At 69.6% G+C, this 11,592-nt stretch carries 9 protein-coding genes and 1 pseudogene; 7 read left to right on the forward strand and 3 right to left on the reverse strand.

The features are described 5' to 3' along the window. Positions 1 to 70 precede the first annotated feature (70 nt). On the forward strand, positions 71 to 799 hold the full coding sequence (locus ACQPYY_RS32860; protein WP_379102556.1) for a class I SAM-dependent methyltransferase: 729 nt from the start codon (positions 71 to 73) through the stop codon (positions 797 to 799). 359 nt (positions 800 to 1,158) lie between these two features. Here ACQPYY_RS32860 and ACQPYY_RS32865 read toward each other — a convergent pair. Further along, a pseudogene (locus tag ACQPYY_RS32865) lies at positions 1,159 to 1,716 on the reverse strand (SDR family NAD(P)-dependent oxidoreductase); the annotation flags it as partial. 67 nt (positions 1,717 to 1,783) lie between these two features. Here ACQPYY_RS32865 and ACQPYY_RS32870 point away from each other — a divergent pair. Continuing rightward, positions 1,784 to 2,356 (forward strand): TetR/AcrR family transcriptional regulator, encoded by a 573-nt coding sequence (locus ACQPYY_RS32870; RefSeq protein WP_433592148.1) that lies wholly within the window; start codon positions 1,784 to 1,786, stop codon positions 2,354 to 2,356. 36 nt (positions 2,357 to 2,392) lie between these two features. Here ACQPYY_RS32870 and ACQPYY_RS32875 read toward each other — a convergent pair whose 3' ends face one another. Further along, positions 2,393 to 2,998, reverse strand: coding sequence for an alpha/beta hydrolase family protein (locus ACQPYY_RS32875; protein WP_433592149.1), 606 nt, complete (start codon positions 2,996 to 2,998; stop codon positions 2,393 to 2,395). Between the two features lie 369 nt (positions 2,999 to 3,367). On the opposite strand from ACQPYY_RS32875, the gene ACQPYY_RS32880 reads away from it, so the two are divergent. Then, positions 3,368 to 5,194 (forward strand): acyl-CoA dehydrogenase, encoded by a 1,827-nt coding sequence (locus tag ACQPYY_RS32880; RefSeq protein WP_379102566.1) that lies wholly within the window; start codon positions 3,368 to 3,370, stop codon positions 5,192 to 5,194. Between the two features lie 85 nt (positions 5,195 to 5,279). Here the strand turns inward: ACQPYY_RS32880 and ACQPYY_RS32885 are convergent, their stop codons facing one another. Continuing rightward, positions 5,280 to 6,983 (reverse strand): VanW family protein, encoded by a 1,704-nt coding sequence (locus tag ACQPYY_RS32885; RefSeq protein ID WP_433592150.1) that lies wholly within the window; start codon positions 6,981 to 6,983, stop codon positions 5,280 to 5,282. Between the two features lie 258 nt (positions 6,984 to 7,241). On the opposite strand from ACQPYY_RS32885, the gene gnd reads away from it, so the two are divergent. From gnd to ACQPYY_RS32905, 4 genes are all read left to right on the forward strand, one after another. Beyond that, the gene (gene gnd / locus ACQPYY_RS32890) at positions 7,242 to 8,270 is read left to right on the forward strand and encodes a phosphogluconate dehydrogenase (NAD(+)-dependent, decarboxylating) (RefSeq protein WP_433592151.1); all 1,029 of its coding nucleotides are present in this window, start codon (positions 7,242 to 7,244) and stop codon (positions 8,268 to 8,270) included. Between the two features lie 85 nt (positions 8,271 to 8,355). Continuing rightward, the gene (locus tag ACQPYY_RS32895) at positions 8,356 to 9,525 is read left to right on the forward strand and encodes a glycoside hydrolase family 3 N-terminal domain-containing protein (RefSeq protein WP_433592152.1); all 1,170 of its coding nucleotides are present in this window, start codon (positions 8,356 to 8,358) and stop codon (positions 9,523 to 9,525) included. A 130-nt stretch (positions 9,526 to 9,655) separates the two neighbouring features. Further along, the gene (locus ACQPYY_RS32900; protein ID WP_379102574.1) at positions 9,656 to 10,264 is read left to right on the forward strand and encodes a TetR/AcrR family transcriptional regulator; all 609 of its coding nucleotides are present in this window, start codon (positions 9,656 to 9,658) and stop codon (positions 10,262 to 10,264) included. A 100-nt stretch (positions 10,265 to 10,364) separates the two neighbouring features. Then, positions 10,365 to 11,540: a DUF5685 family protein gene (locus ACQPYY_RS32905; RefSeq protein ID WP_433592153.1), complete on the forward strand. Its 1,176-nt coding sequence runs from the start codon at positions 10,365 to 10,367 to the stop codon at positions 11,538 to 11,540. The last annotated feature ends 52 nt before the right edge of the window (positions 11,541 to 11,592 follow it).

Raw genomic sequence — 11,592 nt, forward strand, 5'->3', positions numbered from 1 at the left:
CCTGCCGCCCGCGAACGCCCCGCGTTCGCGGGCGGCGTCGTCTCCGCGCGCGACTTCTAAACTCGTTCCCATGGATGCCGCCGCATGGGACGAGCACTACTCCGCCACCGAACTGGTGTGGGGCGCGCCCCCGAACGCCACGGTGGTCGAGCAGGTCTTCGGGCTGGAGCGCCGGGTGCCGGTCGGCGGGTACGGGATCGGCGAGGGCCGGCCCGAGTTGCCGCGGGTGCTGGACCTGGGCTGCGGCGAGGGCCGCAACGCGCTCTGGCTCGCCACCCACGGCTGGCAGGTGGACGCGGTCGACTTCTCCCAGACCGGCATCGACAAGGCCCGTACCGTCGCCGCCCGGCTCTCCCGCTCGGTGCGTGGGCGCATCCGCTGGGTGCACGGCAATGTCACCGATCTGGATCGTGCGGGCATCACCGGCCCCTACGAACTGATCCTGGTCGCCTTCCTGCACCTGCCGCCCGAGGACCGTCGCATCCTGCTGCTGCGCGCGGCCGGGATGCTCTCCCCCGAGGGCACCCTGCTGGTCATCGGCAACGACACCCTCAATCTGGCCGAAGGCTATGGCGGCGAACAGGATCCGGCCCTCACCTTCACCCCGGCCGACATCATCGCCGATCTCGCTGCCGCCGAACCGGCCATTCGCGTCCAGATCGCCGACCGCGTGCACCGGCCCACCGAGGACCGCGACGCCATCGACGCCCTGGTGGTCGCCACCCGTCCGGCGGTCGAGGACCCGGACGCGCCGCGGGCCCTCGAGGTTCCCCAGCCCCCGGCACTGGACATGTTCTGACGGGCGCGCGGCTCGTCAGTATCGACCGTCAGCCCCGTGAGCCGTGCGCTCTCGTCCCACAACCGGGTGCGGCGGGCCGGATCGGTGGTGTGCGCGGCGGTCGCGACCTCCGTGCGGCGCACGAAGAATCGACCGGACACGCCCTCGAGTTCGGGCGCGGTGGCCAGCCAGACCGGCGTATCGGCCCCGGCGTCGGGACCGGGCAGCAGCGGATTGACCCACTGCGACCAGCCGAAGACCCGCAGCAGCCCACGGGCGGACTCTCGGCCCAGCCCGGTGTGCCGGATGATCCCCGGATGCGCGCCGTTGACGGTCACCCCGCTACCCGCGAGCCGCTCGGCCAGGCTGTACACGAACATCGCGTTCATGTTCTTGGTGCGCCCGTAGGCCACGAAAGGCCGGAAACTGGGCGGGAATCCGAGCGCGCGCGGATTCCGGAATCCCAGATCGTCGAGATCGACGGGCACCGGGCGCAAGGCGGTCGGTGACGCCCCGACCACCACCAGTCGCGCGGATCGCCCTGCGTCGGCGAGGTTCTCACCCAGGGTGCGCAGCAGCAGGTACGGCGCGAGGTGATTGGTGGCCAGGGTCGGCTGCAAGCCCTCGGCGGTGCGGTCGGCGATGTCGGCCACCACGGCGGCATTGCTGATCAGGATGTCGATCCGGCTGTCCCGCAGGCGATCCGCGAGCGCGCGCACGTCCGCGACCAGCGAGAGGTCCGCGAGTTCGGCCCGCAGTACGGCGTCGGGCACCGCCGCCGTGATCCGTTCCCGCGCGGCGCGCAACCGGCCCGGATCCCGCCCGACCAGCACTACCTCCGCTCCGGCCGCGGCCAGCTGCCGCGCGATCGCTGCCCCGATGCCGTTCGTCGCGCCCGTGACGACGGCTGTTGTTCCCCGGTCCATACCCGCTCCCATCCAGAGGTTGACAGTGTCAACCTAGGCGCGCTGGTTGACACTGTCAACCTGTGATTACGATGGACCGATGCCGCCGTCCACCCGCACCGTGCTGCTCGATTCCGCCCTCCGCCTGCTCGACGCCGGCGGGGTCGAGGCCGTCACGCTGCGCGAGGTCGGCAGCGGCGCGGGCGTCTCGCACAACGCGCCCTACAAACACTTCGCCAATAAGGACGCGCTGCTCGCGGCGGTCGCCGCGCGCGAATTGTCCGAACGCTCAGCGGATTTCGCGCGCATCGTGCAGGAGCGCCCGGAGCCGGTCGAGATGCTGCGCGGAGTGCTGCACGGCTACATCGCGTGGGCCCTCGAACACCCCGCCCGCTTCAAACTGGTCTTCGGCCACTGGGCCGACGAGACCCCCGAACTCGCCGAAACCGGCCGCAATGCCCAGAACGCGCTGATCGCCCTGGTCGGGCTGGCACAGGAGGCGGGCAGCCTGCCCGGCGGCGACACCGAGCGCATGGCCTCCCTGGTCCGCGCGCTGGCCCACGGGGCGGCCGACCTCGCCTCCTCCGGCCACCTGGACGCGAACGGCAAGGGGCACGCGACGCCGACCGACCTCGTCGACGACCTGCTCGCCTACCTCAGCAAAGCCCGCTGAGCCCGCGGGCGAACCCGGTCGGCGGTACACAACCGCTCAGTTCGCGGACCAGCGCTCCAGCCACGGCTCGATCGCGGCGACGATCTCCTCGAACCCGGCGCGATACGAATGCGCCTGTCCCGCAATGACATGCACCTCGGCCGCATCGGCGGCGTCGGGAATGCCGAAGGGGTCGCGCGCGCCATTGACCACGACGACCTCGATATCGCCGGGCTCGAGCAATTCCTCGCGCCGCGACTTCTCCGGCTTACCCGGCGGATGCAGCGGGAACGACAGCGCGACCACGCCGCGCGCACCGGCCGCCCGCGCGGTCCGGCACGCGACCCGCGCGCCATTGCTCCGCCCGCCCTGGATCAGCGGCGCGCCCCGGACCTTCTTCCGCAGGGCCGCGATGATCTCCAGCCAGGCGGCGTCCTGCACGTCGGCCTTGCCGGGCGCGCGCCGCCCCGCGACCCGATACGGCTGGGTCACCAGCGCCACTGCGCCGCCCCGCGCGACGGCCGAATCCCGCACCGCCAGCAAATCTTTCGCATCGACCCCGCCGCCGGAGCCGTGGGTGAGCACCAGCAGGAATCCGGGCTTGCTCCGCCCAGGCTTGGCGATCTCCGCCTCCGCCGGTCCGGCACTCGTCTCGATCCGCATATACGCACCGTAACCACCGTCACAGACCGGATTCGCGCGGCACACCGGCGGTGTGCGGGAGGGTTGCCCACCCGCCGGGAGCCGACTGTGTCGAGGGCCTCACCTCGCCCCGGCATCGATCTCCGGCAGGGCTTTCACCTGCGACGACGGGATCCCCACGGACTCAACACAACCCCGGCCCCCGGCTACCCGCGTGCTTTCGGTCACATTCGGCCTCGATCGGGTTGGCGGGCCCCCTACCGGTCGGTAACATGGCGCATAAGTTACCCGCTAGTAGCGCTGCTTTACGGTGTCTACCCGGTGGAGACCTTACGGGCGGGAACGGCACACACCGAACCGCACCCATCTCAATGGAGAGTGAGTACGACCATGGGTCACTACAAGAGCAACGTCCGCGACCTCGAGTTCAACCTCTTCGAGTTCCTGGGCATCCAGAAGCTCCTCGACGCGGGCGCCTACGGCGACCTCGACGCCGACACCGTCAAGGAAATGCTGAGCGAGGTCCGTCGCCTGGCCGAGGGCCCGCTGGCCGAGTCCTTCGCCGACGCCGACCGCAACCCGCCGGTCTTCAACCCGGACACCCACACGGTCACCCTCCCCGAGTCCTTCAAGAAGTCCTACCGCGCCCTCGAGGACGGCGGCTGGTCCAAGGTTCCGGTCCGCGAGGAGCTCGGTGGCCTGGGCGCCCCCTCCGTCGTCGGCTGGGCGCTGGGCGAGATGGTCCTGGGCGCCAACCCGGCCGCCCAGATGTACGCCGCCGGTGCGGGTTTCGCGCAGGTCTTCTACAACAACGGCACCGATGAGCAGAAGCAGTGGGCGCAGAAGATCGCCGACCGCAACTGGGGCGCCACCATGGTGCTGACCGAGCCCGACGCGGGCTCCGACGTCGGCGCCGGCCGCACCAAGGCGATCCAGCAGGAGGACGGCTCCTGGCACATCGAGGGCGTCAAGCGCTTCATCACCTCGGGTGACTCGGACGACCTCTTCGAGAACATCATGCACCTGGTGCTGGCCCGCCCCGAGGGCGCCGGCCCGGGCACCAAGGGTCTCTCGCTGTTCTACGTGCCGAAGTTCCACTTCGACTTCGACACCGACACCATGGGTGAGCGCAACGGCGTGTTCGTCACCAACGTCGAGCACAAGATGGGCATCAAGGTCTCGGCCACCTGTGAGGTCACCTTCGGCGGCCACGGCGTGCCCGCCAAGGGCTGGCTGGTCGGCGAGGTCCACAACGGCATCGCGCAGATGTTCGACGTCATCGAGAACGCTCGAATGATGGTGGGCACCAAGGCCATCGCCACCCTGTCGACCGGTTACCTGAACGCGCTGGACTACGCCAAGACCCGCGTGCAGGGCGCCGACCTGACCCAGATGACCGACAAGGCCGCCCCGCGCGTCACCATCACCCACCACCCGGACGTGCGTCGTTCGCTGGCCATGCAGAAGGCGTACGCCGAGGGCCTGCGCGCCGTGTACCTGTACACCGCCGCGCACCAGAACGCCGATGTCGCCGAGCTGGTCTCGGGCGCCGACAAGGACACCGCGTTCCGCGTCAACGACCTGCTGCTCCCGATCGTCAAGGGTGTCGGCTCCGAGCGGGCCTACCAGTACCTGACCGACTCGCTGCAGACCTTCGGTGGCTCCGGCTTCCTGCAGGACTACCCGATCGAGCAGTACATCCGCGACGCCAAGATCGACTCGCTGTACGAGGGCACCACCGCCATCCAGGCGCAGGACTTCTTCTTCCGCAAGATCGCCCGCGACCGCGGCGTGGCGCTGGCCCACGTGGCCGGTCAGATCCAGAAGTTCATCGAGCGTGAGGGTGGCAACGGCCGCCTGAAGGCCGAGCGCAAGCTGCTCGCCACCGCCCTCGAGGATGTCCAGGGCATGGCCGCCACCCTGACCGGGCACCTGATGGGCGCCCAGCAGGACCCGAAGGAGCTCTACAAGGTCGGCCTGGGTTCGGTCCGCTTCCTGCTGGCCGTCGGTGACCTGATCATCGGCTGGCTGCTGCTGTCGCAGGCCGAGGTCGCCATCAACGCCCTCGACGCCGGCTCCACCGAGAAGTTCTACGACGGCAAGATCGCCACCGCGCAGTTCTTCGCCCGCAACGTGCTGCCCGAGCTGACCTCGGTCCGCACCGTCCTGTCGAACCTCGACAACGACATCATGGAGCTGGACGAAGCCGCGTTCTGACGTAGGGTCCCGGGGGCTCCGCCCCCGAACTCCCAGCACACAGCGATGCGGTCCGGATTCTTCCGGGCCGCATCGCTGTTGGTCGTTATTGGCACCGCACGACCGGGATCGGGTCGTACTTGACGGTGCGGGTGTTGCGGGAGATCTCCTTGCCCGTCTTGGCGTCGCGGATCACGCGGGTGTCGGAGGTGGTGAAGCCGGGGCCGCCGCTGGAGGGGACGCAGTCCTTGCCCGCGGGCAGCGTGATGGTCTGGGGCTCGGTGTATTTGGAGCGATCCCCGGTGATCGATTCGACCTCGACGGTCTTGGTGCTCCACATGCGGACGGTCACGGTCGAGTCGTCGGAGGTGGCGTCGATGATCACGCCGTACGGGGTGTTGTTGCGGAACTTCAGGTCGATCGCGCCGTCGAAGACGGTGGCCTCGCGGGCGGCCGGATAGCGCGAGATGTAGTAGCTGTGCTCGGTGTGGCCCGCGTCCTCCATGCCCGCGAAATAGGCGGCGTTGTAGAGGGTGGTGGCGAACTGCGAGATGCCGCCGCCGACCGCGTTGGCGGGGCGGCCGTTGTTGATGATGCCGGACTCCACGTAGCCCTCGGCCAGGCCGCGGGGGCCGGTGAAACCGTTGAGCGAGAACGTCTCCCCGGGCCGCACCAGCGCGCCGTTCACCTTGCGGGCGACCACGCCGATGTTCACCCCGGACGGTCCGCTGAACCCGCCGGTGGTGAAGGAACCGATCACCTCGGTGATGCCGAGCTTGCCCGCCTCCTCGGTGGTCAGCTTGGGCCGCACCTCCCGGTAGGTCACCGGCTTGACCCGCATACCGGGCGAAGTCAGGACTGCCGGAAGGTCTTCCAGTGTCTTGTCCCAGTCGACCAGCAGCCCGGGCACCGCGGGCCGCACACCGGCGCGGGAACCGCTCAGGTCGAAGCTCGCGTCCTGCGGCTTGGTCTCCGTGGCCTGCAACTGCGGGGCCAGGATGGCGATCATCGCCTCCCGGTTGATTGAAAGGCCCAGTCCGCCATGGCCGTCCGGCGGGAAGGAGAGCACGCTCGCGATCTGCGCCGGTTCCACGGTGCCGTCGCCGCCCTGTCCGGTGAATGTGATCGGGGCGCGCACGGCCGGTTCGGCGACCATCCGCACGGTGCGGTCGACGGCATCGGCGGTCACCTTGGCCGGGGTCTCCACCATGGGCAGAGTCACCGTCGAGCCGTCGGCCCAGTGCTCGATCAGCGTGGCGCGGGCGGCCGGGGCGTCGAGGGTCAGGCCGGGCACCGGGCGGACCGCGACGGGCCGCGCGCCCTCGAAGGCGATCCCACCCTCGACCGGACGCCGATCGTGCGCCCGCAGGGCCTCCAGCTGCTTGTCCAGGGCCGCGGCGTCGACGGTGGACGCGGGCTCCACATCACGGGTGGTGAAGAAGGATGCGATCCGGGTGAAGGGGTTGAGCGGCTGACCGCCGATCCGGTCCCACGTGCCGTCCCAGTCGACGTCCAGTCCGGCGGCCCGCGGCACGACGTCGGTGGTGGTGTCGCCGGAGCGGACGGTGACCGGATGGGTCGCCCGCTGTTCGAGCGCGGGTTCCAGCCGGGCCCGCGCGGCCGCCCGGTCCTCGCCGCCGATCTCGATCCCGGCCACCTGCGTACCGCGCGGCACATTTCCGGACGAAACAGACAGATCAACCAGGTATCCGACCGCCGCGGCGGCCACCAGCACACCCACCGCGATCCCGGCGCGACGCCCGGCCTTCGAATTCAGAAGTTGGCGAACACGAGCAATTCCACCGGCCACGAACCATCTCCCAAGCTTTCAGCAAACCTGCTGCAACGATACCGGGCGGGTGATTTCGGACCAGTCCTGAGACGCAAAGAGCTCCGTGCGGTTGCCGGGTCGGGGGTCTGGCAACAGCACGGAGCCACCCGTTCTATCGATACCGGTTCCAGGGTGTTACACACCCATTTCACGAATCGGGAAAAGTTTCCGGCGAGGGCTATCGTCGTCATAGCGAACGCAACATCTGATCTCGAAAGAGGCGGAGGAGCGACACCTATGCAGCTGGGGATGATCGGGCTCGGGCGGATGGGCGCGAATATCGTGCGCCGGATCGTGCGCGACGGGCACACCGCGGTCGGATATGAACGCAAGTCCGAACACATCGAGGAACTCGCCGCGGAACTCGGAGACAAGTTCAAGGGCAGCACCGAACTCCAGAAATTCGTGGCGATGCTCGACACCCCGCGCGTGGTGTGGGTGATGATCCCCGCCGGTGCGACGGGCGCGGTCATCGACAATGTCGCCGAGCTGCTGGAGCCCGGCGACATCATCGTCGACGGCGGCAACAGCCGCTATCACGAGGACATCGCCCGCGCGAACGCGCTGCGGCCCAAGGGGATTCACTACATCGACATCGGCACCTCGGGCGGCGTGTTCGGCCTCGACCGCGGCTTCTGCCTGATGATCGGCGGCGAACCGGAACCGGTCGCGCACCTGGATCCGCTGCTGAGATCCATCGCCCCCGGCGTGGACGCCGCACCCCGCACACCCGGCCGCAGCGGCACTCCGTCCCAGGCCGAGCAGGGCTATCTGCACTGCGGCCCGGCGGGCGCGGGGCATTTCGTGAAGATGGTGCACAACGGGATCGAATACGGCGCCATGGCCGCCTATGCCGAGGGCCTCAATATCCTGCACAAAGCGAATGTCGGCAACGAACGCGACGACGAGCATTCCGCCGAAGTCACGCCGCTCGAACATCCCGAGTACTACCGCTACGACATCGATATCCCCGAGGTCGCCGAGGTGTGGCGGCGCGGATCGGTGGTGGCGTCCTGGCTGCTCGATCTCACCGCCGCCGAGCTCTACTCCGACCCGAATCTCGACTCCTTCGGCGGCCGGGTCTCCGACTCCGGTGAGGGCCGCTGGACCGTGGACGCCGCCATCGACGAGGGCGTGCCCGCACCGGTGCTGTCGGCGGCCCTGTTCCAGCGCTTCGCCTCCCGCGGCGAAGCCCTGTTCGCGGACAAGACGCTGTCGGCCATGCGCCAGGCCTTCGGCGGCCATCACGAGCTGCCGAAGCGGTAAATGGGATAGGGCGGGTGCGAAACGGACCACGGCTCGCGGCTGGCCGCTGAAGTCTCGGAGAGGCGGGGGAGCTACCGTCGAAGATATGCGCCTTGCACCGGGGATCGTCGTCGCGGTAACCGCCCTCGCCCTGACCGCCTGTTCGAGCGGAAAGGACACCAACGACGCCGCGCCGAGCAGCAGCGTCAGCGCGGCAGCGAGCAGCAGCGCCGTCGCGCCGCCGTCGACGACGCCGGGCAAGCAGGACTGCGCGGCCGGGTACCTCTCGGAGTTCACCCTGCGGCAGAAGCTCGCGCAGTTGCTGACCGTCGGCGTGACCGGCGAGGCCGACGCCGAGAACGTGGTGCGGAACGAGCAGATCGGCGGCATCTTCATCGGCAGCTGGACCGACAAGGCGATGCTGGCCCAGCACCAGGTCGACGCGGTGCAGCAGGCGTCGCGGACCCCGCTCATGGTGACCATCGACGAGGAGGGCGGCCGGGTCTCGCGGGCCAAGGACCTGATCGGGCCCGCGCCCTCGGCCCGGGTGATCGCCCAGACCATGAGCCCCGACGAGTTCTACACCTTCAGCCTGGACCGCGCGAAGAAGCTGCGGGCCCTCGGTGTGACCGTGGACTTCGCGCCGGACACGGATGTGAGCGCGCAGTCCGACGACTCGGTGATCGGCGACCGCTCCTTCTCCGACGATCCGGATGTGGTGACGCAGTACGCGGGCGCGCAGATCCGGGCGATGAAGGACGCCGGGCTGGGCAGCGTGATCAAGCATTTCCCGGGTCACGGCTCGGGTTCGGGTGATTCGCACACCGGCGCGGTGCGCACGCCGCCGCTGGATCAGATGCAGACCACGGACCTGGTGCCGTTCCGCAATCTGGTGGATTCGGGCGCCGCCGTGATGGTCGGGCACCTGGACGTGCCGGGTCTGACCACCCCGAATGTGCCGGCGAGTATCAGCCCCCAGGCGATGGCGCTGCTGCGTCAGGGCACGGGTTACGGCGCAGCACCCTTCGAGGGGGTCATCTTCACCGATGACCTGGGCGGTATGGCCGCGATCACCAGCCGGATGAGCATCGAGGACGCGGTGGAGGCCGCGTTGATCGCGGGGGCCGACAACGCCCTGTGGATCACCACGGACGCGGTGCCGAAGGTGCTGGACCGGCTCGTGGCGGCGGTGAACAGTGGCCGCTTACCGGGATCCCAGGTGGATGCCTCGGTCTTGCGCATGGCAAAGTTCAAGGGCTCCGCGCCGCACTGCTGAGATCGACCCAGACGCCGCCGTCCAGGCTTGGCGAATCACCGGCAATTCACACTGGCGGAACTTACCATGGAGTAAGATAAGGGCTTCGGCGCTTGCGATGAGCGCCGACTGTCCGGTCCGAGGAGAGTGAATGGCAGGCGGAACGAAACGGCTTCCTCGCGCGGTGCGCGAGCAGCAGATGCTCGACGCCGCCGTGGAGGTCTTCTCGCGCAAGGGCTACCACGACACCTCGATGGACGCGATCGCCGCCGAGGCGAAGATCTCCAAGCCGATGCTGTACCTCTACTACGGCTCCAAGGACGAACTCTTCCGCGCCTGCATCCTGCGTGAGAGCGCGCGGTTCATCGAGGCGGTCGCGGTCGCGGGCAACCCCAAGCTCACGCCGCACGAGCAGCTGCGCGCGGGCCTGGAGGCGTTCCTCGCCTACGTGGACCAGAATCGGCTGTCCTGGCAGGTCCTCTACCGGCAGGCGCTCGGCCAGCAGCCGTTCGCCACCGAGATCGCCAACAGCCGCGACCGGATCATCGAGCTGACCGCGAAACTGCTGGAGTCCAGCGCCAAGTACGCAGAGCCGGGCACCAATTTCGAGGTGGTGTCGGTGGCGGTGATCGGCGCGGGCGAGGCCATCGCCGACCGGGTCGCGAGCGGGCAGATCGATATGGACGTGGCCGTGAACCTGCTCGACGATCTGGCCTGGCGCGGCCTGTCCGGCAGCAAGAAGCGGGCCGAGCCCGCCTGAGCCGGTCGGCCCACCGGACTTGCCGTCCCGGCGCGCGCCTGCCACAGTTCGCTGCGATCGTGTTGCAGGACGGCCCTTCCGGCCGAGGAGCGGGGACATCTTGTTCGGCTTGCTGAAGCCGTGCGCGCACAGTGCGGCACGGCACGGAATCGACCCCTCGGCGTGGCAGGCGCACATGTGCGGCCTGTGCCTGGGCCTGCGCGACGGCCACGGCCAGCTGGCCCGCGCGGCCACCAATACCGACGCCATCGTGCTCGAGATCCTCACCGAGGCGCAGCAATCGCTGCCTTCGCCTCGCACGGCCGCGGGCCCGTGCGCACTGCGCGGCATGCGCCGGGCGGAGGTGCTCGCCGCGGACGCGCCCGGGGTCCGGCTGGCCGCCACCGCGTCATTGCTGCTGGGCGCGGCCAAGATTCGCGATCACGTGGACGACGGCGACGCCCACCGGCTGGCCCGCCGCCCGCTGACCCGCGTCTCCACCCGCTGGCACGTCCGGGCCCGCTCGGCCGCCGCGCCGCTGGGCCTGGATGTGGAACCCCTGATCGCGGCCATCGAATCGCAGCTGCGCCTGGAGAACTCGCCCGGCAGCTCGCTGGCGGAACTGACCGAGCCGACCCAGGTCTGCGCCGCGGAACTGTTCGCGCACACCGCGATCCTGGCCGATCGCCCCGAGAACGCCGACGCGCTGCGCGACGCCGGATGGCATTTCGGCCGGATCGCCCATCTCGCGGACGCGCTCGAGGATCTCGACGCGGACCGCGCCGAGGGTCGCTTCAATCCGCTGTCCGCCACCGGAACCACGCCCGAGCAGGCGCATGCCCTGGTGGCCGAATCGAATTCGCTGCTGCGCGCCGCCCTGACCCGGGTCGCCCTGGACCGGACCGCCACGGTTCGCTGGGCGCTGCTCGACCCGCTGGGCAGCGTGGTCAAGCGGCTCGGCCGGGCCGCGGGCGTCGTCCACACCTGCGCCACGGGCGCGTGCCGCACCCAGGCCGCCGCTCTGCCGGTGGCCGCCTTCACCCAGCGCCCGGATTCCGATGACCTGATCAAGCAGCCGAGCCTGCTCGAGGGGCTCGGCATCATCTGCACCCAGTACTGCACCGGTTACGCGTGCTGCGCGGAGCACACCGGCCCGTGCAGCGGCCGCCGCAAAGAGCCGTGGATGAACTGCTGCGACGGCTGCGGGAACTGCGGCTGCGACGGCTGTGACGGCTGCGGAGACTGCTGCGACTGTGACTGCGACTGCTGCGACTGCGGTTGCGATTGCAGCTGCTGACGCCCGGATTTCGTACGGCTCCGGAATGGCAAGAGCCGCACGCTGTTCCGTC

It is taken from the genome of Nocardia sp. CA-145437 (assembly GCF_050956485.1).
Lineage (GTDB): Bacteria > Actinomycetota > Actinomycetes > Mycobacteriales > Mycobacteriaceae > Nocardia.

Excerpts from the sequence above, each read along its gene's own strand:
- ACQPYY_RS32860 (WP_379102556.1), top strand. The coding sequence starts at position 71 with ATGGATGCCGCCGCATGGGACGAGCACTACTCCGCCACCGAACTGGTG.
- ACQPYY_RS32870 (WP_433592148.1), top strand. The coding sequence starts at position 1,784 with ATGCCGCCGTCCACCCGCACCGTGCTGCTCGATTCCGCCCTCCGCCTG.
- ACQPYY_RS32875 (WP_433592149.1), bottom strand. The coding sequence starts at position 2,998 with ATGCGGATCGAGACGAGTGCCGGACCGGCGGAGGCGGAGATCGCCAAG.
- ACQPYY_RS32880 (WP_379102566.1), top strand. The coding sequence starts at position 3,368 with ATGGGTCACTACAAGAGCAACGTCCGCGACCTCGAGTTCAACCTCTTC.
- gnd (WP_433592151.1), top strand. The coding sequence starts at position 7,242 with ATGCAGCTGGGGATGATCGGGCTCGGGCGGATGGGCGCGAATATCGTG.
- ACQPYY_RS32895 (WP_433592152.1), top strand. The coding sequence starts at position 8,356 with ATGCGCCTTGCACCGGGGATCGTCGTCGCGGTAACCGCCCTCGCCCTG.
- ACQPYY_RS32900 (WP_379102574.1), top strand. The coding sequence starts at position 9,656 with ATGGCAGGCGGAACGAAACGGCTTCCTCGCGCGGTGCGCGAGCAGCAG.